Consider the following 22,511-nt stretch of genomic DNA (forward strand, 5'->3'; position numbering starts at 1 on the left):
TCGTCATTCGAGAGCCGCCCCGGCCTTGTGCCGGGGCGGCTTTCGTTTGACCCGTGTCCGGTCAGCGGAAGTCGCGGGATCTGGAGCCGACCGCCATCGTGAGCTGACCCAGACGCTCGGCGACGACTGTCACGGCCCCGGTCGCGTTCTGCACCCGGCCGCGCACCAGCAGGGCCGCCGCCGTCTGCGCCAGCTTGCGGTGGCGTGCCCACACCCCGCGTGAGCACACGACGTTGACCATCCCGGTCTCGTCCTCGAGGTTGAGAAACGTGACCCCCTGCGCTGTCGCGGGCCGCTGCCGGTGTGTCACGGCCCCGGCGATCAGCACCCGCGAACCGTCGGGCACGCTCAACAGGCGGTCCGCGCAGACCACTCCGAGAGCGTCGAGATCCTCGCGCAGGAACTGCGTCGGGAAGCTGTCGGGCGAGACGCCGGTGGCCCACACGTCGGCGGCCGCCAACTCGAGTTCGGTCATCCCGGGCAGCGCCGGAACATGCGACGACGCACCCACTCCCGGCAGCCGGTCGGGACGTTGACTCGCGGCCGCGCCCGCCGCCCACAACCCTTCGCGGCGGGTGATCCCGAAGCAACCCAGTGCGCCCGCGGTGGCCAGCGCCTCGGTCTGCGGCACCGACAGTTGCACCCGCTGGGTCAGGTCCAGCAGGGAGGTGAACGCGCCCTGTGCGCGTTCCTCGACGATCCGCTCCGCCAGTTCGTCGCCGATGTGGCGGACGTTGCCCAGGCCCAACCTGACCTCGGTGCCCGCGTTCTCCAACGTGGCGTGCGCGAGGCTGGCGTTGACGTCGGGTCCGTGGACCGTGACGCCGTGCCTGCGCGCGTCGGCCACCAGCGTCTGCGGCGAGTAGAAGCCCATCGGCTGGGCCCGCAACAGCGCGGCGCAGAACGCGGCGGGGTGGTGCAGCTTGAACCACGACGAGTAGAACACCAGCGACGCGAAGCTCAGCGAATGGCTCTCGGGGAAGCCGAAATTCGCGAACGCCTCCAGCTTCTCGTAGATGCGGTCGGCCACCTCTCCGGTGATGCCGTGCCGCTGGCGCATCCCGTCGTAGAACCGGCCCCGCAACCGGCGCATCCGCTCGGTGGAGCGCTTGGACCCCATCGCCCGGCGCAGCTGGTCGGCCTCGGCGGCGGTGAACCCCGCGCAGTCCACCGCCAGCTGCATCAACTGCTCCTGGAACAGCGGCACGCCCAGCGTCTTGTGCAGCGCCGGTTCCATCGACGGGTGGTCGTAGGTGATCGTCTCTTCGCCGTTGCGCCGCTTGATGTACGGGTGCACCGATCCGCCCTGGATCGGGCCCGGGCGGATCAGCGCTACCTCGACGACCAGGTCGTAGAACACCCGCGGCTTCAGCCGGGGCAGGGTGGCCATCTGCGCGCGCGACTCCACCTGAAACACCCCGACGGAGTCGGCCTTCTGCAGCATCTCGTACACCGCGGGCTCGGACAGATCCAGGTGTGCGAGGTCGACGTCGATGCCCTTGTGCTCACGCACCAGGTCGATGCAGTAGTGCAGCGCCGAGAGCATGCCGAGCCCGAGCATGTCGAACTTGACCAGTCCGATGGCCGCGCAGTCGTCCTTGTCCCACTGCAGCACGCTGCGGTTCTCCATCCGGGCCCACTCGACCGGGCACACGTCGGCGATCGGCCGGTCGCAGATCACCATGCCGCCGGAGTGGATTCCCATGTGCCGCGGCAGGTTCGACACCTGCTTGGCCAGGTCGATCACCTGTTCGGGAATGTCCTCGGTGTGCGGCGCCTCGGACAGGTTGCCCCACTGGCCGAGTTGCTTGCTCCACGCGTCCTGCTGGCCCTGGGAGAAGCCCAGCGCCCTGGCCATGTCGCGCACCGCGCTGCGGCCCCGGTAGGTGATCACGTTGGCCACCTGCGCGGCGTAGTCGCGGCCGTAGCGCTGGTAGACGTACTGAATCGCGTTCTCGCGCAAGTCCGATTCGATGTCGATGTCGATGTCGGGTGGACCGTCGCGGGCGGGCGACAGAAACCGCTCGAACAGCAACTCGTTGGCGACCGGGTCGACGTTGGTGACCCCGAGCGCGTAGCAGACCGCGGAGTTGGCCGCCGATCCCCTGCCCTGCGCCAGGATGCCGTTCTCCTTGCAGAACCGGGTGATGTCGTGGACCACCAGGAAGTAACCCGGGAAGTTCAGCTGCTCGATGACCTTCAGCTCATGTTCGATCTGCGCGTAGGCCCGCGGCGCCCGCGCGGGCGGACCATAGCGTCTGCGGGCGCCCTCCATCACCAGGTGCCGCAGCCAGCTGTCCTCGGTGTGCCCGGCCGGCACGTCGAACGGCGGTAGTCGCGGCGCGATCAGCGCGAGTTCGAACGCGCACTGCTCGCCGAGGTCGGCCGCGGCCGTCACCACCTCGGGCCGGTCGGCGAACAGCCGCGCCATCTCCACACCCGACCGCAGATGCGAACCACCCAGCGGTGCAAGGAAACCGGCGGCCTCGTCCATCGAGTTGCGGGCGCGGATCGCGCCCATCGCCATCGCCAGCCGGCCCCGCGACGGTTCGGCGAAGTGAGCCGCGGTGGTGGCCACCACGCCAAGGCCGAACCGCGGCGCCAGCTCGGCCAGCACCGCGTTGCGCTCGTCGTCACACGGATGCCCGTGGTGGGTGAGTTCGACGCTGACCCGGTCGCGGCCGAACCGGTCCACCAGGTCGGCCAGCGCCTTGTTAGCGGCTTCGGGTCCACCCGTCGAAAGCGCGTGCCGGACATGGCCTTTGCGACAGCCGGTGAGAATGTGCCAGTGCCCGCCCGCCGCCTCGGTCAGCGCGTCGTAGTCGTAGCGCAGGATTCCCTTCTCCCCGCCTGCGAGGTGCGCCTTGGCGAGTTCGCGGGACAGCCGCCGGTAGCCCTCCGGGCCGCGCGCCAGCACCAGCAGGTGCGGGCCTGGCGGGTCGGGATCCTCGGTGCGGTCACCGCCGCTCAGCGACAGTTCCGCGCCGAACACCGTCGACATCTGCAGTTCCTTAGCGGCTTCGGCGAACCGGACCACGCCGTAGAGCCCGTCGTGGTCGGTCAGCGCGATCGCGCGCAGGTCCAGCCGGACCGCTTCCTCGACGAGTTCCTCCGGCGTGCTGGCGCCGTCGAGGAAGCTGTAGGCGGAATGCGCGTGCAGTTCGGCGTACGGGACCGTCGACGTGGGCCGTTGCACGTCGAGCGCCTGGTACTCTCCCCGCTTGCGCGACCAGGCCGGGCTGTCGCCCCCGTCGCCGATCTGCTGGTCGATGGGCCAGCCGGCGCGGCGCGGTTTGCTGTTGAGCACCCGCTCCATCTCCGCCCAGGTCGGCGGCCCGAGATGCCAGCTCATGCCGACAGTCTATCGAACATGCGTTCGATCTTGAATGGTCGACTCTGCGGCTAGGGCCCCCAAACCGGCCGATAACGCGCCCTCAGCGCAGAGTCAACGCGTCACGGCAGGTCGTCGCGCCCCAGTTGGTCGCGCGGCACCACGACCATCGGCACGTCGAGCACCCGCAGCATCTTGGCCGCCGTCGACCCGAGGAACAACCGCCGCGGGGCGCTCAACCGGCTGGACCCCACCATGATCAAGTCGCCGTCCTGCCAGTCCAGCTTGCCCACCGCGTCCTCGACCGTCGTCCCCTCCACGATGGTCGAGGTCACCGGGAACCCGTCGGGCAATTCGGCCTTGGCGGATTCGAGTACGGCCTCCGCGTGCGCCAGCGCCCGCTGCCGCACCGCGTCGCCGTCCGCGCGCAGCACGCCGAACGTCGGGTCCAGCGCCACCAGCGACACCAGCCGCAGCGGGGTCCCTGCCGCCAAGCTGTACCGAACGGCGGTGTCCAGCAGGACATCTGCGCCATCGCGTTCGCCGATCGCGCACGTCGCCTCGTGGACCCGATCGACTGTCGAATTGCGCGTTCCGCGCGGCGCCACCGCGACGGGCAGGGGTGCCGAATGCAGCAGTCCGTTGACCACCGAACCGAGCGAGTAGCTGCCGGCCAGGCCGCCGCCCGCCCCGCCGACGATGATCATGTCGGCCTCGACGCGGGCGGCCTCCTGGATCAGCCCGTCGGCCGACGAGTCGTCGATCCGGACGTGGGTGCGGACCGTGACGTCGTCGGGCACCGTGGCCGCGGCCTCGGCGAGCCACTCCTGCGCCTGGGCGGCGAGGTGCTGTTCGAAGTCGCCGACCGGTTTGATCGACGGCGCCACCCGGTCCGGCGGCAGCACCATGCACAAATCCAGCTCGGCGCCGAGGGTGCGGGCGAACCGCACGCCGAGCGCCACCGCATCGGCACCGCCCGGGGTGGCCAGATAACCAACGACGAACCTCATGGTCGATCATCCTGTCAATCGGCGGCGCTCGATGCCTGCGGATCGACCAAATGACGGTCAGTCCGTGTATTCGGCGGCACCGTCCTCGAGGACCAGCCGGGTGTTGGAACCGTCGGGACCGGCCGCCTCGGTGCGGAACACCGCGCGGCCGGCCTCGGTCCGCCAGATCGACGTCGTCAACGTCTCTCCCGGGAACACCGGCGAGGTGAACCGGGCGTCGATGGCGCGGACCTTTCTCGCATCGCCGCCGCCGAGCTCGGCGACCAGCGCGCGGCCCGCCACCCCGTAACTGCACAGCCCGTGCAGGATCGGCTTCGGGAATCCGGCCAGCTCGCGGGCGAACCAGGGATCGCTGTGCAGCGGGTTGCGGTCACCGGAGAGCCGGTAGATGAGTGCTTGATCCTCCCTGGTGGGCAACGAGATTCGCGCGTCGGGCGCCCGCTCGGGGATCTGCGGGGCGACGGGGCGCTGACCCGGTTGCCCGCCGAATCCCCCTTCGCCGCGCAGGACTGCGGTCGTGAAGGTCTCGGTGACGACGGCGGAGGTGTCGGGATCGGTGCCCGTCGCCTTGAGCATCACGATCGCGTTCTTGCCCTCGCCCTTGTCCTGGAGGTCGACGACTTCGGCGACGACGCTGAGCCTGCCCGCCGGCTTGAGCGGTTCGTAGAGCCTGATGCCCTGCGATCCGTGCAGCAGCATCGCGAAGTTGAACGAACCGACCAGACCGATCGCCGCGAACGGCAGGCACGCGATCACCGCGTAGGTGGGCAGCACCTGCTGTTCGACGCCGTGGCTGTTCTCGGTGGTGAACACGAGATCGTCGGTCCCCGCGCCGACGCCCAGCGCGTAGAGGAGCGTGTCACGGTCCGTCCATTCGAACAGGTGGGGTTCGGTCTGGGCGCCGATGGCTTTGGGGTCGAGTGGCATACCCGGACGATAGCCGCTTCGCCTCACCGCGTGCCCTATCGTTGTCGGGGTGACGCACCCGGTCTTCGCCGACGTCGACACCGGCGTGGACGACGCGATGGCGCTGACGTATCTGTTCGCCAGCGACGACGCCGAGGTGGTGGGCATCGCGTCGACGGCGGGAAACGTTCCGGTGCACCAGGTTTGCCGCAACAACCTGGGCCTGCTGCAGCTGTGCGGGTTGTCGGGCATCCCGGTGTCGCAGGGCGCCGAGGCACCGCTGAGCACACCGCTGCGCACCGCGGAGGACACCCACGGCCCGCAGGGCATGGGGTACGCCCGGTTGCCCGCCACCGAACAGCGGCTCACCGGCCATGACGCTGCAGATGCGTGGGTGCGTGCGGCACAGTCGCATCCGGGTGAACTGATCGCGATAGCCGTCGGCCCGCTGACCAACCTGGCGCTGGCCCTACGCAAAGAGCCTGCGCTGCCGACACTGCTGCGCCGGTTGGTGATCATGGGCGGGGCGTTCGACTACCGGGGGAACACCACCCCGGTGGCCGAGTGGAACATCAGCGTCGACCCTGAAGCCGCGGCCGAGGTGTTCGGCGGATGGACCGCGGCGTGGGGCGGGCGGCCACCGGCACACCTGCCGATTGTGTTGGGGCTGAACCTGACCGAGAACATCGCGATGACGCCGGCGCTGCTCAACCGGCTCGCGACGGCGGCGGGCGTCACCGCGGATCCGATGAGTGTGCACGACGAGCGCGGCGCCCGGTCCGCATCAGCCAACCCGTTGATCGCGGTACTCGAGGACGCGATGCGGTTCTACTTCGAGTTCCACCACGACCAGGGCGAGGGGTATCTGGCGCACCTGCACGACCCGTTGGCCGCGGCGGTGGCGTTGGACCCGAGCCTGGTCGAGTGCCGGGCCACCACCGTCGACGTCGAACTGACCGGCACGCTGACGCGCGGGATGACGATCGCCGACTGGAGCAACCGGTGGGGCCGCGAGCACAACGCGCTTGTCGGCGTCGGCGTTGATCCCGGCGTGTTCTTCGACCGGTTCATCGACCGCGTCGGAGCGTTCGCCCGGCAGGTCGGCTCCTAGAGCCCGCCCATCAGCACCCACACCACTGCGGACAGGAACAGCAGCACAAAGATCGCGATCGCGATGACGCTGATGACCGCCGTCGGCGTCCAGCGGCTGCGCCCCGGCGGCGACTCCACGGCGCCGATGCCCGAGGTCTGGTCGGAGTCCGGCGGCGTCGACCCGGGCGGCACACCGCCACCAGGCTCGAGGTCGGGGACGTCAGCGGGATCGGGGTCCGGAGGTATGGCGGTCATCGAAAAGCGGATACCCGCTCATCCGGTCATCATTCATAAATCCCTTCGACATACCAGCGCCGCTGCCGGTAGCACAGCAGCAAGGCCTGACCGGGCCGGCCGTCACGGTCGAGCAGCACCTGCGCCCGCGCGGTGCGGCCGGCCTTGACCTGTTCGGGATCCCACCACCGCTCGTCGACCGGCCACGGCCCGGCCCACCAGGCCAACCGGCCCGTCGTGACCGCCTTGCCCGGCGCGGCCAGCCGCGACGGATCGGCGGAGAACAACCCGCGCGCGGTCACCCGCACCGGGCGGTCGTCGGCGTCGAACAGGTCGACGGGATCGTCGAGCAGCACCGTCGGCGACGGCTCGGGCAGCTGACCGGGCCACGGCTGTGCCGGGTCGGCCCGCGGCACCGGTTCGTCCCCGAACGGGGTGAGCGTGATGCGTTCGGCGGGTCCGCGGCCGCCGCTGAGCACCGGAACCTGCACCGCTTCCGGCCCGAGCAGACCCTGCACGCGCACCAGCGCGCGGCGGGCCCGCAGCCGGTCCTCTTCGCCAACTCCACCCCACAGCGGCAACTGAAGCGCCTCGGCCGAGACCACCTCCACCGGGCGCAGCCGCAGCACGGTGATCGGCGCTGTGGGCCGGTCGTTGGGGTTGCGCCGGTTCAGCCAGCCGTCCAGCTGCCAGCGCACCCGGTCGGCGGTGGCGTCCTCGGTCAGCGGTTCGGCACAGCGCCAAACCCGTTCCAGCTCTTTGCCGTCGGCGGTGATGGCGCGGATGGCCAACCGGGTGCAGCCCACGCCCGCCGCCGCCAGGGTGCGGTGCAGGTCGGCCGCCAGCGACCGGCCTGCGAAGGCTGCGGCGTCCACCCGGTCGATCGGCGGGTCACAGTCCATCACGGCGTCGAGTTCGGGTTCGGGTTCGCGACCCGACGGGCCCCGCGTCGGCTCCCCGCAGGCGAGCTGGTGCGCGGCCACCGCGTCGGCGCCGAACCGCGACGCCACATCGCTGCGGGACAGCGCGGCGAACTGCCCGACGGTGCGAATTCCCATGCGCCACAACAGGTCAGCCAGATCCTCGCGGCCGGGCTCGGCCAGGCTGGGCTCGGTGGCCAGCTGGCGGATCGACAGCGGTGACAGGAACTGCGCGTCCTGGCCGGGCTCGACGATCCGGCCCGCCCGCGCGGCGAAGACCGCGGTGGGCAACTGGTCGGCGATCCCGACCTGGCATTCGGCCCCGGCGGCGGCGACCGCGTCGACCAGACGTTCGGCGGCGTCCTGCTCGGAGCCGAAGTAGCGGGCCGCCCCTCGGACCGGCAGCACCAGCAGACCCGGCCGCAGCACCTCGGCCCGCGGCACCAAGTCGTCCACCGCGAGCGTCACCTGCTCGAAGTGCCGGGCGTCGCGGGCCGGGTCGGCGGCGGCCACGTGCAGTTCCGGACAGCGGGCCTGCGCTTCGCGGCGGCGCAGACCGCGCCGCACCCCGACCGACCGGGCCGCCGCCGAACACGCGATGACCCGGTTGGCCAGCGTCACCGCGATCGAGGCGGTGGACGGCAGGTCGGCTGCGGCGGCCGCGGCGACGGCCGGCCAGTCCATGCACCAGATGGCCAGCACACGCGAAGCACTCATCCGCCGACCGCACGGGCGGGACCGAAAGCTCGACCGGCCGCCCGCATGGCGAGCCGGACCCGGCTGATGCGGCCGAACCCGGGACGCCCGTGACCCGTGATCTCATAGCCGCTCACCCGGGCCTCCAGCCGGGTGGCCGCCCCCTGCCAGTCCCCATCGGTGACCAGCAGCGTGCACCCCTTCTGCCGGGCCCTGGCCACCACCGCCCGGGCGCGGGTGGCAGGCACCGCCCGTCCAGCCAGGCCGAGCACGACCATGTCCATGCCGTCCATCAGCACGGCGGCCACCTCGACCGGATCGGCGCCGGGTTCGGGAATGACCGCGATACGGCTCAGGTCGGCGCCCATCTCCACGGCCGCCAGCAGACCGACGTCGGGTTGGCCGACGATCGCGGCGTGCCCGCCCTCTGCCGTCACCGCCGCCACCATGCTCAGCGGCAGCGACCGGGCCCCCGACACCACTGCCACCGTCCCCCGCGGCAACGGCTTCGGGAGGAGTTCGGCCAGCGTTTCGGGCACTGGCAGCAAAGTTTCCGAGTCGGGAAGCGGGTCGGCGTCCTGCGCCGCGCCGCGTCGCCCGCCGCCGACCTTGCTGGAGACCGCCGCCATCTTGCGGCGCAGGTGTTCGACCTGTTCAGCCCGGGTAAGCTGACGGTGATTCAGGTCCGCCGCAGCAGTCACAGCAGCACCTCCTGCATCATCAGAATCACCGGTCATTCGAATGTATGTTCGATACACCGAGTAAACACCCACCCACCGACAGCGTCAAGCGCGCAGACGCCCTGCACTATCGCCATTGAAAATTGCTGACATTGACAAATGTCATCATTGGCTGTTGCACTAAGGCGGTGCTCACAGAAGAGCCCGCCCTGCCGTCGCGCGGTTCGCTGCGCGCCCGCGGTGCGGCAGCGATCAGCAGCCTGACCTTGCGCCAGATCAGCGCCGTCCTTCCGCCTGACCAAGCCTGGGGACTGTGGTGTTCCCGCCAGATCGTGGCGCGCGTGATGGATACCTTCGGACCATCGCTGTCCGGTACTCGGGTGCGCCGGGTCGACACCCGAACCGCACGCGGAAACCGCGTAGTCGGCGAATGGGTGTACGGCGCGAAAGTGCCCCGCCGTGGCACCGACGCGGCCGTCTACTACGTGCACGGCAGCGGCTACGCCCTCTGTTCGCCGCGGACGCACCGCCGTCTTGCGTCCTGGGTGTCGACGTTGACCGGCCTGCCGGTCTTCAGCATCGACTACCGACTCGCTCCCCGACACCGATTTCCCACCGCCGCAGACGATGTCCGCACCGGTTGGGAGTGGCTGACCACCGAACAGGGATTGCGGGCCGGCCGGGTCGTCATCGCAGGCGATTCCGCGGGCGGTCACCTGGCGGTGGATCTGCTCCTGCAGCCCGCCACCGCACATCCCGCGGCACTGGTGCTGCTGTCTCCCCTGCTAGATTTGACGTTCGAGCTGGCCAGAGCTCGCGAGACCGTGCGCCGCGATCCCGCCATCCGGTCCCGCGATGCCCGGCGGCTCATCGAGTTGTATTGCGCCGGCATCGATTCCACCCACGCCCGGCTTCGCCTCGACGTCGCGTCCGGTCGGGTCCTGCCACCGACGCTGATCCAGGCCGGTGGCGCCGAAATGCTGGCCGCCGACGCCATCGCGCTCACCGACGGCATCCGTGCCGCCGGCGGCACCTGCGACCTCGAGGTGTGGCCGGACCAGGTGCACGTGTTCCAGGCCCTACCGCGGTTGACCGCCGAGGCGGCCCCCGCCATGCGCAGGATCGCCGCGTTCATCGCGCGGTCGCTGCGCGCCGACGACATCGACCAGATTGCGGGGTGAGGTCATGATTTTCGGACGCCGACGTAGCCGCAACGCCGACGCCGTCATCACAGGAGCGGGCAGCGGAATCGGTGCCGCCTTCGCCGCCGAACTCGCCCGCCGCGGCGGCCGGGTGGTGTGCAGCGACGTCGACGAAGGATCCGCCGAGGTCACCGCCGAGGTAATCAATACTTCTGGCGGACAGGCTATTTCGGTTCGGTGTGATGTTACCGAACTCGATGACGTGCGACGACTGGCCGACGAGGCGCAAACCTGGTTCGACGGTCCCCCCACCCTGGTGATCAACAACGCCGGCGTCGGCGCAGGCGGACTGCCGATCGGCGAGACCGAGATCGACGACTGGCACTGGGTGCTCGACGTCAACCTGTGGGGGCCTGTTCACGGCTGCCATGTGTTCGCACCGATGATGAAGCGGGCCGGGTTCGGTGGTGTCATCAACGTCGCCTCCGCCGCCGCCTTCGGCGCGGCGCCCGGGATGGCGGCCTACAACGTCAGCAAGGCGGGCGTGCTGTCGCTGTCGGAAACCCTGGCCGCCGAACTCAGCGGAACCGGCGTTCACGTGACCGCGCTGTGCCCGACGTTCGTCAAGACCAATATCGTCGAGGCGGGCCGGATCTCTGACCGCTCCACCCAACTGGCCGATCGCCTGATGCGCTGGACCGGCTTCTCACCCGAACGGGTCGCCCGCATGTGCCTGGACACCCATGACCGCGGCGGCCTGTACTGCATGCCGCAACCCGATGCCCGGATCGGCTGGGGCATCAAACGTTTCACCCCGACGGTGTACACCCGCGCCGTCGGCCTGACCACCCGCGTCACTACGTAAGGAGAATCGAGATGGCGATCGACATGGACGCGATGCTGGCCAAGATCAAGGACCGGCAGTGGGCGCTGGCCGACATCGACTGGGATGCACCGGGTGCCGAGCTGATCACCGATGAACAGCGTCCTCAGCTCAAGGCCTTCATGGCCGACCTGTGCTGGATCGAGAACATCGGCGCGCGCGGATTCGCCGCACTGGCCAAGAAGGCGCCGACCCCGACGATCGCGGAGATCTACCGCTACTTCCACGCCGAGGAGCAGCGCCACGCGAACGCCGAACTGGCGCTGATGAAGCGCTGGGGCATGCTCGAAGACGGTGAGGTGCCCGAACCCAACGTCAACATCCGCCTGGCCATCGACTGGCTGGATCGCTGGGCCGACGACATGCCGCTGTCACTGCTCGGCACCGTCATCCCCATGCTCGAGGTAGCGCTCGACGGTGCGCTGCTGAAGTTCCTGCTCGACGAGGTCGACGACCCGGTCTGCCACCAGGTCTTCGAGAAGATCAACAACGACGAATCCAGGCATCTGGTAGTCGATTTCGAGGTGCTCAACATGATCGGCCACGCCAAGGTCCGGCGGTTGCTCATCGACTTCGTCGGCCACAACGCCACCCCCGGCCTCATCATCGGTGCCATCATGGGCGCGCCGCTGATCAACCGCATCCGTAACGAGATCGTCGCCATGGGGATGGAACCCGAGCGGTTGTATCGGGCGGTCAAGCGGTTCAAAGAACTCGGCGATCGCGGTGAGCACACCCGACGGGTGCCCACCTATCTGTTCCTGCGGCGCTACGCCGCGGTGGTCACCAACCCGCGCCATCCGTATCACCTGCTGGCGAACTCGATGGTGTGGTTGTCGGACCGCTACCCGCGGCCGCTGCTGCCATCGGTGCCGAGCTGGGTCAAAGAGGTCACCCACGAGCCGGCGGCCTGACATGGAGAAGATCTACGACACGCTCGTGGTCGGCGCCGGCTTCACCGGCATCGGTGCCGCGATCAAATTGACCGAAGCCGGGGTGAACGACCTCGTCATCCTCGAGCGCGGCGACCGCGTCGGGGGCACCTGGCGCGACAACACCTATCCCGGTGCCGCCTGCGACATCCCGTCGCTGTTGTACTCGTTCTCTTTCGTCAAGAACCCGAACTGGTCGCGATCGTATGCGCCGGGCGATGAGATCTGCGCCCACATCGAACACATGGTCGACGATTTCGGGCTGCGGCGGTTCATCCGGTTCCGCACCGAAGTCAGCGGTCTGCATTTCGACGAGGCACAAGGCATCTGGACGGTGCAGGTCAAAGGCAAACGAGCGCGTGCTTTTCGCGCGCGCACCGTGGTGCTGGCCTCTGGTCCGCTGCCGGACCACAGGTGGCCCGACATCCGCGGTCTCGAGTCGTACCGGGGCCACAAGATCCACAGCGCCGACTGGGACCACGACTACGACTTCACCGGCAAGCGGGTGGCCGTCGTCGGGACCGGCGCCAGCGCGGTGCAGATCGTCCCTGAACTGGTCAAGCGGGCGGACTTCGTCAAGGTGTTCCAACGGACACCGGGCTGGGTGCTGCCGCGCCTTGACATCGCCACCCCACCGGTGGCGCAGGCGTTGTTTGCCAGAATACCTGCGGTACAACAAGTTGCGCGGCAGGCAGTCTTCTGGGGCCACGAGCTCACCGCAACGGCGCTGGTGTGGGACACACCCCTGACCGGTCTGGTGGCCCGGCTGGCCAAGGCGCATCTGCGTCAGCAGGTCTCCGACCCGTGGCTGCGCCGACAGCTCACCCCGAACTTCACCCCCGGCTGCAAGCGGATGCTGATGTCCAACGACTACTATCCTGCGCTGCAACGCAACAACTGCAAGCTCATCGACTGGCCGATCGCCACGGTCAGTCCGGTCGGCATCCGTACCAGCGACGGGATAGAACACCACCTCGACGCGATCGTCTTCGCCACGGGCTACGACGTTCACCTCACCGGACCGCCCTACCCGGTCACCGGAATCGGCGGACGGTCGCTGGCTGACGAATGGGCCGGCGGCGCACAGGCATTCAAGACCGTCAACGCCCACGGCTATCCCAATCTGTTCTTCATGACCGGCCCCAATTCCGGGCCAGGGCACAACTCGCTGCTGGTGTACGTGGAGGGCCAGCTCGACTACACGGTACGAGCCATCACCACCATTCTCGGCCAGCGGTTGCGCTATCTCGACGTGCGCAAGGACGTGCAGCAGCGCTACAACGAGCGGCTGCAGAAGCGGCTCACCAAAACCACCTGGATGTCGGGATGCAGCAGCTGGTACCTCACCGCCGACGGATACAACGCCGCGATGTACCCCGGGTTCGCCACCCAGTATCTTCGACAGATGCGGGACTTCCGGACCTCCGACTACGTCGCGATCACGCGGGACGCGCTGCACGCGGTGCCGACGCCGGCCTGACATGACGGCACGGCAGCCGCGGCCGCAGGCGGGCGCGATCTCGGCGATCCTCAACGGACTCCGCCGCGCGCCCAGACGCGTCCGCCGCGGGTCGCGTGACGTCATCGAGACGGCAGTGTCGCAGCTGTTCGACGCGGCGGTGCAACCGCACGGCGTCGAGGAGTCCAACGAGTACCGCATCGACGAGTTGGCCAGGCTCGCCGGCACCACCACCCGAAACATCCGGGTGTACCGCGACCGCGGATTACTGCACCCGCCGCTGCGAGTCGGCCGGATCGCGCTGTTCAACGACACTCACCTGACCCGGCTGCGGCTGATCACCTCACTGCTCGACCGCGGCTACAACATCGCGCACGTCCGCGAGATGCTGTCGGCCTGGGAACAGGGCAAGGACGTCGGTGACCTGCTCGGGCTGGAAACCGCCATCGCCGGCAGTTGGGCGACCGAGAAACCCGAGCGGATGAGCCTCGCCGACGCGAGGCGGCTGATCGACGACGACCCCGGGTTCGAGCGCATGGTCCATCTCGGGGTGATCAAACTCGACGACGGCGAGGCTGTCGTCGTACGGCCGAGGCTCATCGAGGCATTCAACGAGATCCGGCAGTACGGCGTGGCCACCGGCAAGCTCATCGACCTGCACGAACAGATCGCGCCGCTGGTCGACCAGATCAGCGGCCTGCTGGTGCAGGCGGGCATCGAGGAGGTGCTGCACCGCATCAATCCCGGTGCCGAGTTGCCGCCGGACACCGAGATCGCCGAATTGATCACGATGCTCGTGCGGTTCCGCACCACGGCGGTGTCCGCGGTGTCGGCGACGTTGGCGTTCTCCATCGAGTCGACGATCGAGTCGGCGGTCGGTCAGATCCTCGGCGAGCTCATCGACAAGGAACCGGACGAGTAGTCACTCCCACTCGATGGTGCCGGGCGGCTTGCTGGTGACGTCGAGCACGACGCGGTTGACGTCGGCCACCTCGTTGGTGATGCGCGTCGAGATGCGCTCGAGCACCTCGTACGGAATGCGGGTCCAGTCGGCGGTCATCGCGTCCTCACTGGAGACAGGGCGCAGCACGATGGGATGTCCGTAGGTGCGGCCGTCGCCCTGCACACCGACCGACCGGACGTCGGCGAGCAGCACCACCGGGCACTGCCAGATCTGGTTGTCCAGGCCGGCCGCGGTCAGCTCCTCGCGGGCGATCGCGTCGGCGCGCCGCAGCGTCTCCAGCCGCGCCGCGGTGACCTCGCCGACGATCCGGATGCCCAGTCCGGGACCGGGGAATGGTTGGCGCGCAACGATTTCCTCAGGTAAGCCGAGTTCGCGGCCGACCGCGCGGACCTCGTCTTTGAACAGCAGCCGCAACGGTTCGACGAGCTTGAACTTCAGGTCGTCGGGCAGGCCGCCGACGTTGTGGTGGCTCTTGATGTTCGCCGTACCCGCACCACCTCCGGACTCCACCACGTCGGGATAGAGCGTGCCCTGAACCAGGAAGTCCACCTCCGGACCGCCGCCCTCGACCAGCTCGCGCACGGCGCCCTCGAACGCGCGGATGAACTCGCGGCCGATGATCTTGCGTTTGCCCTCGGGGTTGGTCACCCCAGACAGCGCCTCGAGGAACCGGTCGGCCACGTCGACGGTGACCAGGTTGGCATGCGTGGCGGCGACGAAGTCGCGTTGCACCTGCGCGCGCTCCCCCGCCCTCAACAGCCCGTGGTCGACGAAAACACAGGTCAGCCGGTCGCCGATGGCGCGCTGGACCAGTGCTGCGGCGACCGCCGAGTCGACCCCACCCGACAGCCCGCAGATCGCCCGGCCGTCGCCGACCTGCTCGCGCACCTGCTCGACGAGCGCGTCGGCGATGTTGGCCGGGGTCCAGGTCGAATCGATTCCCGCGAACTCGTGCAGGAAGCGACTGAGCACCTGCTGACCGTGCGGTGTGTGCATGACTTCGGGGTGATATTGCACACCCGCCAACCGCCGGCCCCGGTTTTCGAACGCCGCCACCGGGGCACCGGAACTGACCGCCACCACCTCGAAGCCGTCCGGCGCGGCGGTGACCGCGTCACCGTGGCTCATCCACACCGGCTGGGTCTCCGGGAGATCCGAATGAAGTTCTCCGCCAGTGACTTTCAGTTCGGTGCGGCCGTACTCGCGGGTTCCGGTCCTGGCGACTGTGCCGCCCAGCGTCTGGGCCATGGCCTGGAAGCCGTAGCAGATCCCGAACACCGGCACCTCGAGGTCGAACAGTTCGGGGTTCAGCTGCGGAGCGCCGTCCTCGTACACGCTGGCGGGTCCGCCGGACAGCACGATGGCCTGTGGGTCGCGCGCCTTGATCTCCTCGACGCTCGCCGTGTGCGGGACCACTTCGGAGTACACACGGGCCTCGCGCACGCGGCGCGCAATCAGTTGCGCGTACTGCGCGCCGAAGTCGACCACCAGAACGGGACGGGGAGATCCAGATGTCACCCGGCCAGTCTAGTTGGCTCCGCCGGGCTCACACCTGCAGCGCAGTGAACGGTTCAAATGGCAAGTTGCGCACCACGAACCAGACCACGATTGCCACCAGCGCCGCCGGCGCGGCCCATCGCAGGTGGTGCCAGGTGCGGATCGGTCTACCGACCGCGAGGCCGTACCCCCACGTCACATACGCGCTCACCAGCAACAGCACCGCCACGACGCCCAGCGCGTTGAACCGCACCGCGGCCGCCACGTCGAAGTGCAGCAGTGAGTAAATCATGCGCAGGCTGCCGCAGCCGGGACAGGCGACGCCGAGCAGGGCCTTGGTCGGACAGACCGGCAGCACACCGCCGGGTGTGGTGGGGTCGGCCAGCCAGATCGCCACGCATCCGCCCGCCGCGGCGGCGGCGACCGCCATCGGTGCGGCGAGCGGACGCACGGTCATCACATGTATGCGAACCCGCCTCCGACGAGCCCGATGAGCGCATAGATGACGAGGACGACCACGCCGGCGATCGCACCCCAGATCGCCCACTTCTTGGCGTCGTCGGAAGCCTTCTGCGCCTGCGCGTACTGACCCTGGGCCCACAGGCCGGACACCTTGGCCGCGTTGATGATCGAGACGATGCCGAACGGCAGGCAGCACAACACCGTGACGAGGATGCCCCACACCAGATTGCTGTCGGGTTGCTGCGCGGGGACGCCACCCGGCGGGGGTCCGTACCCCTGCGGAGGTGGTGGCGGCGGAGGTGGCGGATACGTCATCGGTGTCCCCTTTTCTCGAGTAGCACCCTGCGTCGGTGGTCCGACTGGTGAGCCCGCTCAATATAAGTCACCGGTTTGCTGTGCGCGCGGCTTTCGATCATCGCCGCCACAGCACGAAAACGCCGTCTGAGCTGTGCCCCATCGCCTGTACGAAGGCCTCGTTGTCGAAGCCGGGCAACCGTTGCAACCGGGGCAGCAGCTCTTCGCTGTCACCGAGCCCGATCGCGGTGGAAGGCCCGTCGGCATAGGCGAATACGAAGAACACGTCCTCCTCGGCAGGCCCGCGGTCGGTGGTGCGCAGCGACACCTCGGTCAGCGCGTCCCACCGCACGCCGGTCAGGTCGTCGGGGGTCAAAACCGCGGGGTGTTCGGTTGACAGCGCGTTCGGTCGGGGAACTCGAAACATATTGCCCGCCAGGCGCCCAGCGGAATCGGCCCGATCCTGCGGGAGTACTGCTGTTCGGTCAGGCGCAGACTGCTCAGCAGCCAGTCACCGATCACGCCCGCACCGATCAACGTCCAGTCCGGCAGGCCGCCGGCCAGCTCGGCGTCCACCCACGTGAAGTTCGCGGCGGCCACGAGTTCCTCGTCCGCGAACGGCTGGGTACGTTCGATCAGCAGCCGCGTACGCCTGCGCGCCAGTAAGTTCATCGAAGCGCAAGTATGCCCGCGCACCATAACGGGAATGGGTGAAATGTGCCTGGAGCCGACGAACCACACCACGCGCTCGGTCTGCCCGACGAGATCCGCGCCGCACTGTTCGACCTCGACGGCGTGCTGACCGACACGGCCAGCGTGCACAAAAAGGCATGGAAGTCCATGTTCGACGACTTTCTGCGCCGACGAGCCGAAGCCGACGGCGCCGAGTTCACCCCGTTCGACATCGGCGCGGACTACCTGACCTATGTCGACGGGAAGAGACGCGAGGACGGCGTGCGGTCCTTCCTGGCCAGTCGCGGTATCGAACTGCCCGAGGGCAGCCCCGACGACGGACCGCAGACCGACAGCGTCTCCGGTCTCGGCAACCGGAAGAACGCCTTGTTCACCGAGGTGCTGCACACCGACGGCGTCGAGGTGTTCGACGGGTCGCGCCGTTATCTGCAGGCGGTCGCCGACGCCGGACTCGGCGTCGCGGTGGTGTCCTCGAGTGCCAACACCCGTGAGGTGCTCGAACTGACCGGTCTCGACCGGTTCGTCCAGCACCGCGTCGACGGCGTCGTACTGCGCGAGGAGAACATCCCGGGCAAGCCCGCGCCGGACTCGTTCCTGCGGGCCGCCGAGCTGCTCGGGGTGCCGCCCGCGCAGGGCGCGGTGTTCGAGGATGCGCTTTCGGGGGTGGCCGCGGGGCGGGCGGGTCACTTCGGCCTCGTGGTCGGCGTCGACCGGGCCGGACACGCAGATGCGTTGCGGCACAACGGCGCCGACATCGTCGTCACCGACCTGGCGGAGCTGCTGTCATGATGATCAACGACCAGGTGTTCCCCGTCGAGCCGTGGCAACTGCGCGAGACGTCGCTCAACCTCGACATCCTCGCGCAGTCCGAGTCGTTGTTCGCGTTGTCCAACGGGCACATCGGCATGCGGGGGAACCTCGACGAAGGCGAACCGCACGGCCTGCCGGGCACCTACCTCAACTCGTTCTACGAGGTGCGCCCGCTGCCGTATGCCGAAGCGGGATACGGCTATCCCGAGGACGGGCAGACCATCGTCAACGTCACCAACGGAAAGTTGGTGCGCCTGCTGGTCGACGACGAACCCTTCGACGTGCGGTACGGCTCGCTGCTCGAGCACGAGCGTGTCCTCGACTTTCGCGCCGGCACCCTCAAACGCACCGCGCTCTGGGAGTCCCCGGCCGGCAAACGGGTGAAAGTCACCACCACGCGGCTGGTTTCGCTCACCCAGCGCAGCGTCGCGGCCATCGAGTACGTGGTCGAGGCGCAGGACGATTTCATCCGGGCCACGGTGCAGTCCGAACTCGTCGCCAACGAGGAGGTTCCGCAACCGTCGAAGGATCCGCGGGTGTCCGCGGTGCTCGAGAAGCCGCTCGATCCGGTGCAGCACGAGAACTCCGACCGCGGCGCGATCCTGCTGCACCGCACCCGGGCCAGCGACCTGATGATGGCCGCGGCGATGGACCACGACGTCGAGGTGCCCGGCCGGGTGGAGGTCAGCACCGGTGCCGGGATGGACTGGGCCACGACCACGGTGATCTGCGGGCTCCGTCCCGGACAGCGGCTGCGGATCGTGAAGTATCTGGCCTACGGCTGGTCGAGTCTGCGGTCGCGGCCCGCCCTGCGCGATCAGGCGGCCGCCGCGCTCAGCAGCGCCCGCTACACGGGGTGGCCGGGAATGCTCGACGCGCAGCGCGCGTACCTCGACGACTTCTGGGACGGCGCCGACGTCGAGGTCGAGGGCGACAACGACTGTCAGCAGGCGGTGCGGTTCGGGCTGTTTCACGTGCTGCAGGCCAGCGCGCGCGCCGAGCGACGGGCGATCCCGGGTAAGGGCTTGACCGGCACCGGATATGACGGCCACGCGTTTTGGGACACCGAGGGTTTCGTGCTTCCGGTGCTGACCTACACCGAACCCGCGGCCGCGGCCGACGCACTGCGCTGGCGCGCGTCGATCCTGCCGCTGGCCAAGGAGCGCGCCGCGCAACTGGATCTCGAAGGCGCGTCGTACCCGTGGCGCACCATCCGCGGCGAGGAGTGCTCGGCGTACTGGCCGGCGGGCACCGCCGCGTTCCACGTCAACGCCGACATCGCGATGGCCTTCGAGCGGTACCGCATCGTGACCGGCGACGACTCGCTGGACGCCGAATGCGGGCTGCGGGTGCTCGTCGAGACCGCCCGGCTGTGGCTGTCGCTGGGTCAGCACGACCGGCACGGGGTGTGGCACATCGACGGGGTGACCGGACCCGACGAGTACACGGCCGTGGTGCGCGACAACGTGTTCACGAACCTGATGGCCTCGGCCAACCTGCGGGCCGCCGCCGACGCGTGCGGCCGGCACGTCGACGCGGCGCTGGCGATGGGCGTGACCACCGAGGAGATGGCCGCCTGGCGCGACGCCGCCGACGCCGCACACATCCCGTTCGACGAGGAACTCGGTGTGCACCCGCAGTGCGAGGGATTCACCACGCTGCGGGAATGGAATTTCGTCGACAACACCGTCTACCCGCTGCTGATGCACGAGCCGTATGTGCGGGTGTATCCCGCCCAGGTCATCAAGCAGGCCGATCTGGTGCTGGCGATGCATTGGCAGGGCCACGCGTTCACCGCGGAACAGAAGGCCCGCAACGTCGACTACTACGAACGCCGCACCACCCGTGACTCGTCGCTGTCGGCGTGCACGCAAGCCGTGATGTGCGCCGACGTGGGCCATCTGGAGCTCGCACACGACTACACCTACGAGGCCGCGATGATCGACCTGCGCGATCTGCATCGCAACACCCGCGACGGCCTGCACATGGCTTCGCTGGCCGGGGCGTGGACCGCGCTGGTGGCCGGATTCGGTGGCCTTCGTGACGATGAGGGGCTGCTCACGCTCAATCCTCGTCTGCCCAGTGGGATCTCGCGGCTGCGGTTCCGGTTGCGCTGGCGCAACTTCCGGCTCACCGTCGACGTCAATCACGCCGACGTCACCTACACGCTGCGCGACGGCCCCGGGGCGACGCTGCTGATCCGCCACGCGGGTGAGGACCTCGAGTTGACGTCGCAGGAGCCGACGACGGTTCCGGTGCGCCGATGTGAACCCATGCTTCCGCCGCCGGCGCAGCCCCCCGGTCGGGAGCCGCTGCGCCGGCGGCGGATGTGACGTCACGCACCTTCGAGCAGCCAGGCCTGTTCCTGACCGGGTTCGGGCAGTACGCGGCCACCTTCGATGGCGAACCGGGCGGGGCTGTTGCCGATGACGACCAGCACCCGCTCCGGCGGTATGCCGGTCACTTGCGTTGCCGCATGCGCGATCTCGGTGACCAGCCGGCTGGTCTCCTCGTCGGGATGTCCAGAGCGTACCCAGCCGTTGATGATCAGCGGCCGTGTGGGCTTGGCGTCGGTGTAGACATTGTCGGGAGCGAGCTCGTTGAACACCACGTTGACGTAGGTGCTCGGCACGTGGTTGACGTCGGAGTGGATGCGGGTCACCTCGGCGGCCAGGTCCGCCTTGGTGGCGGAGTCGAGCGTTCCGGCCGCGGTGGTGATCGTGTAGATGGGCATCGGAGTTCCTTTCAGAGTCTTCGAGAGCCAGTACCGAGGGTCAGCCCAGTCGGGGCAGTTGCGGGACGGTGGGCACGACGAGCACCGTCGGGCCGTCGGCCTCCAGCGCGGTCTTGAACTCGTCGGCCAGCATGTCGGTGCTGTCGACGTTGACCGCGCGGCAACCGAAACCGGCTGCCACCGAGGCGATGTCGAGGCCCGGCAGGTCGAGGGCCGGAACGTTCGGCGTCTTCTCCAACAGCGCGAACGACTTCAGGATCGCGTACTCGCCGTTGCGAAGCACCACGAACACGATGGGCAGCTTGTGCTGCGCGGCCGTCCACAGCGCCTGGATCGAGTACTGGAACGAGCCGTCGCCGATGGTGGCCACGATCGTGCGGTCGACGCCCCGGGCGCGGTCGCCGAGCGCCAGGCCGACGGCCGCGGGCAGGCCCCAGCCGATGCCGCCGCTTCCGGTGGCGTAGAAGCTGCCGGACCGGGTCGTGGGCAACCAGTTGAACAGGTCCGGCATCGTCGACGTCGACTCCATGACCACCGCCGCGTCATCGGGCTTGACGGTGCTCAGGGTCTCGTAGACGGCGTTGGACGACATCGGCGCCTGCACAGGGCCTTCGGACTGCCGGTTGCGCACCAGCGGTCCCGGCGGCTCGCGGTCGGCGGGCACCCGGATCAGGTCGGTCAGCTGCGTCAGCGCGACGCTGACGTCACCGACCAGGCTGTCGCCCACGGGGGCGATCCCGGCCATGTGCGGATCGGATGTGATCTGCAGCAGCTCACTGCCCTCCGGCAGGTACTCGCCGGGCACGTACGGGTAGTAGCGGAACACCTGCGCGCCGATCACGATGACGAGATCGTGGCCGCGGACCTGGTTCTCGACGTCCGCGATCGTCATGCCGAGCGGACCGGCGTACAGCGGATGGTCCTCCGGGAAGGAGACGCGGTCGGACAGCGCGCTGCCGTACACCGGCGCCCGCAGCTTCTCGGCGAACGCGATGCCGGCATCCCAGCCGCCTGCGCGGTCGACTTCGGGGCCCAGCACCAGCATCGGCCGCTGCGCGGCGCTGATCCGCTCGGCGAACTCGGCCAGGCGCTGCGCGTCGGGCGCCACGCGGTTCGAGACGGTGCGCACGACCGCGGGTCCGAGCGCCGGCTTGTCCCAGTCGTCGAGCGGAATCGACAGGAACACCGGGCCTTTCGGCTCCTGCATGGCCATCGCGTAGGCCTGCATGAACGCGGCGGGCACATCCTCGGCGCGGGCCGGTTCATACGACCACTTCACCCACGGCTTGGGCATCTCGGTGGCATCGGGATTGTTCAGGTACGGGTCGACGATCGACATCTCGCGGGTCTGCTGGCCGGCGGTGATGATCAGCGGCGTGTTGGCCCGGTAGGCGGCCACCAGGCTGCCCATCCCGTTGCCGGTGCCGGCGGCGGTATGCAGGTTCACCAGGGCGGGCTTGCCGGTCGCCTGGGTGAACGCGTCGGCCATCGCCACCGCGGAGGCCTCCTGCAACGCCAGCACGTACTCGAAGTCGTCGGGGAAGTTCTGCAGGAACGTCTGCTCGGTTGAGCCGGGATTACCGAAAACTGTTGTCACACCCAGCTTCCGGAGAAGGTCGAAGGTCACGTCGTGAACGGTCTGCTGCTCGGACATCGGAACCACCTGTCTTTCGTGGATGGAATATCGTCGACTGAAGAGCCGTTGCTCCTCAGTTGGATAAACCATCGCGGACAGGCTCGGCGCGGTCATCGACGCTGCCGGGTATTGCAGC

Annotated in this window: 21 protein-coding genes; 8 read left to right on the top strand and 13 right to left on the bottom strand. The window is 68.9% G+C overall.

The annotated features are described in order from the left end of the window. Positions 1–61 precede the first annotated feature (61 nt). The 3 genes from BLW81_RS28280 to BLW81_RS28290 all read right to left on the bottom strand — a co-directional run bounded on the left by BLW81_RS28280 (position 62) and on the right by BLW81_RS28290 (position 5,268). Positions 62–3,352 carry an error-prone DNA polymerase gene (locus tag BLW81_RS28280; protein WP_083410084.1) on the bottom strand — a complete coding sequence of 1,097 codons (3,291 nt, stop codon included), beginning with the start codon at positions 3,350–3,352 and terminating at the stop codon, positions 62–64. 101 nt (positions 3,353–3,453) lie between these two features. Then, on the bottom strand, positions 3,454–4,341 hold the full coding sequence (locus tag BLW81_RS28285; RefSeq protein WP_083410085.1) for a universal stress protein: 888 nt from the start codon (positions 4,339–4,341) through the stop codon (positions 3,454–3,456). 57 nt (positions 4,342–4,398) lie between these two features. Beyond that, the gene (locus BLW81_RS28290) at positions 4,399–5,268 is read right to left on the bottom strand and encodes a MaoC family dehydratase (protein WP_083410086.1); all 870 of its coding nucleotides are present in this window, start codon (positions 5,266–5,268) and stop codon (positions 4,399–4,401) included. A gap of 49 nt (positions 5,269–5,317) precedes the next feature. Here BLW81_RS28290 and BLW81_RS28295 point away from each other — a divergent pair, with 49 nt between their 5' ends. Next, complete coding sequence (locus BLW81_RS28295; RefSeq protein ID WP_083410087.1) at positions 5,318–6,358, top strand: nucleoside hydrolase; 1,041 nt, start codon at positions 5,318–5,320, stop codon at positions 6,356–6,358. On the opposite strand, the gene BLW81_RS28300 is transcribed toward BLW81_RS28295, so the two are convergent. Genes BLW81_RS28300 through BLW81_RS28310 form a run of 3 tightly spaced genes read right to left on the bottom strand, consistent with a single transcriptional unit; the run spans position 6,355 to position 8,890 of the window. Then, entirely contained in the window at positions 6,355–6,594 is a 240-nt protein-coding gene (locus tag BLW81_RS28300) for a DUF6480 family protein (RefSeq protein ID WP_083410088.1), read from the bottom strand. The two genes, BLW81_RS28295 and BLW81_RS28300, sit on opposite strands and share 4 nt — an antisense overlap. A 29-nt stretch (positions 6,595–6,623) precedes the next feature. Next, on the bottom strand, positions 6,624–8,210 hold the full coding sequence (locus BLW81_RS28305; protein ID WP_083410089.1) for a DNA polymerase Y family protein: 1,587 nt from the start codon (positions 8,208–8,210) through the stop codon (positions 6,624–6,626). Then, on the bottom strand, positions 8,207–8,890 hold the full coding sequence (locus BLW81_RS28310; RefSeq protein ID WP_083410090.1) for a DnaE2-dependent mutagenesis accessory factor ImuA': 684 nt from the start codon (positions 8,888–8,890) through the stop codon (positions 8,207–8,209). Before BLW81_RS28310 ends, BLW81_RS28305 begins: the two co-directional genes overlap by 4 nt. A 167-nt stretch (positions 8,891–9,057) precedes the next feature. Here BLW81_RS28310 and BLW81_RS28315 point away from each other — a divergent pair, with 167 nt between their 5' ends. The 5 genes from BLW81_RS28315 to BLW81_RS28335 are packed head-to-tail and all read left to right on the top strand — an operon-like array spanning position 9,058 to position 14,207. Beyond that, positions 9,058–10,050, top strand: coding sequence for an alpha/beta hydrolase (locus tag BLW81_RS28315; protein ID WP_235632119.1), 993 nt, complete (start codon positions 9,058–9,060; stop codon positions 10,048–10,050). A 4-nt stretch (positions 10,051–10,054) separates the two neighbouring features. After that, positions 10,055–10,876, top strand: coding sequence for an SDR family NAD(P)-dependent oxidoreductase (locus BLW81_RS28320; RefSeq protein WP_083410091.1), 822 nt, complete (start codon positions 10,055–10,057; stop codon positions 10,874–10,876). An 11-nt stretch (positions 10,877–10,887) separates the two neighbouring features. Then, positions 10,888–11,808 carry a ferritin family protein gene (locus BLW81_RS28325; RefSeq protein ID WP_083410092.1) on the top strand — a complete coding sequence of 307 codons (921 nt, stop codon included), beginning with the start codon at positions 10,888–10,890 and terminating at the stop codon, positions 11,806–11,808. A 1-nt stretch (position 11,809) separates the two neighbouring features. Next, positions 11,810–13,306: a flavin-containing monooxygenase gene (locus BLW81_RS28330; protein WP_083410093.1), complete on the top strand. Its 1,497-nt coding sequence runs from the start codon at positions 11,810–11,812 to the stop codon at positions 13,304–13,306. Position 13,307: 1 nt separating this feature from the next. Next, entirely contained in the window at positions 13,308–14,207 is a 900-nt protein-coding gene (locus tag BLW81_RS28335) for a MerR family transcriptional regulator (protein ID WP_083410094.1), read from the top strand. On the opposite strand, the gene guaA is transcribed toward BLW81_RS28335, so the two are convergent. The 5 genes from guaA to BLW81_RS28360 form a co-directional block, all read right to left on the bottom strand. Continuing rightward, on the bottom strand, positions 14,208–15,767 hold the full coding sequence (gene guaA / locus BLW81_RS28340) for a glutamine-hydrolyzing GMP synthase (protein WP_083410095.1): 1,560 nt from the start codon (positions 15,765–15,767) through the stop codon (positions 14,208–14,210). Between the two features lie 28 nt (positions 15,768–15,795). Further along, on the bottom strand, positions 15,796–16,203 hold the full coding sequence (locus BLW81_RS28345; protein ID WP_083410096.1) for a DUF2752 domain-containing protein: 408 nt from the start codon (positions 16,201–16,203) through the stop codon (positions 15,796–15,798). Continuing rightward, on the bottom strand, positions 16,203–16,523 hold the full coding sequence (locus BLW81_RS28350) for a CD225/dispanin family protein (RefSeq protein ID WP_083410097.1): 321 nt from the start codon (positions 16,521–16,523) through the stop codon (positions 16,203–16,205). Before BLW81_RS28350 ends, BLW81_RS28345 begins: the two co-directional genes overlap by 1 nt. A gap of 97 nt (positions 16,524–16,620) precedes the next feature. Then, on the bottom strand, positions 16,621–16,878 hold the full coding sequence (locus tag BLW81_RS28355; RefSeq protein WP_083410098.1) for a hypothetical protein: 258 nt from the start codon (positions 16,876–16,878) through the stop codon (positions 16,621–16,623). Continuing rightward, entirely contained in the window at positions 16,875–17,174 is a 300-nt protein-coding gene (locus tag BLW81_RS28360; RefSeq protein WP_083410099.1) for a hypothetical protein, read from the bottom strand. The genes BLW81_RS28355 and BLW81_RS28360 overlap by 4 nt, the downstream gene beginning before the upstream one ends. A gap of 45 nt (positions 17,175–17,219) precedes the next feature. On the opposite strand from BLW81_RS28360, the gene BLW81_RS28365 reads away from it, so the two are divergent. Together BLW81_RS28365 and BLW81_RS28370 are read left to right on the top strand one after the other, a co-directional pair. Further along, positions 17,220–17,984 carry a beta-phosphoglucomutase family hydrolase gene (locus BLW81_RS28365; RefSeq protein WP_083410100.1) on the top strand — a complete coding sequence of 255 codons (765 nt, stop codon included), beginning with the start codon at positions 17,220–17,222 and terminating at the stop codon, positions 17,982–17,984. After that, a complete protein-coding gene (locus BLW81_RS28370) occupies positions 17,984–20,338 on the top strand; it encodes a glycoside hydrolase family 65 protein (RefSeq protein WP_083410876.1) in 2,355 nt (784 codons plus the stop codon). Before BLW81_RS28365 ends, BLW81_RS28370 begins: the two co-directional genes overlap by 1 nt. Positions 20,339–20,340: 2 nt before the next feature. Here BLW81_RS28370 and BLW81_RS28375 read toward each other — a convergent pair whose 3' ends face one another. Beyond that, positions 20,341–20,739: a tautomerase family protein gene (locus BLW81_RS28375; RefSeq protein WP_083410101.1), complete on the bottom strand. Its 399-nt coding sequence runs from the start codon at positions 20,737–20,739 to the stop codon at positions 20,341–20,343. 40 nt (positions 20,740–20,779) lie between these two features. Further along, entirely contained in the window at positions 20,780–22,393 is a 1,614-nt protein-coding gene (gene mdlC / locus BLW81_RS28380; RefSeq protein ID WP_083410102.1) for a benzoylformate decarboxylase, read from the bottom strand. Between the last annotated feature and the right edge of the window lie 118 nt (positions 22,394–22,511).

This window comes from Mycolicibacterium rutilum, assembly GCF_900108565.1.
GTDB lineage: Bacteria > Actinomycetota > Actinomycetes > Mycobacteriales > Mycobacteriaceae > Mycobacterium > Mycobacterium rutilum.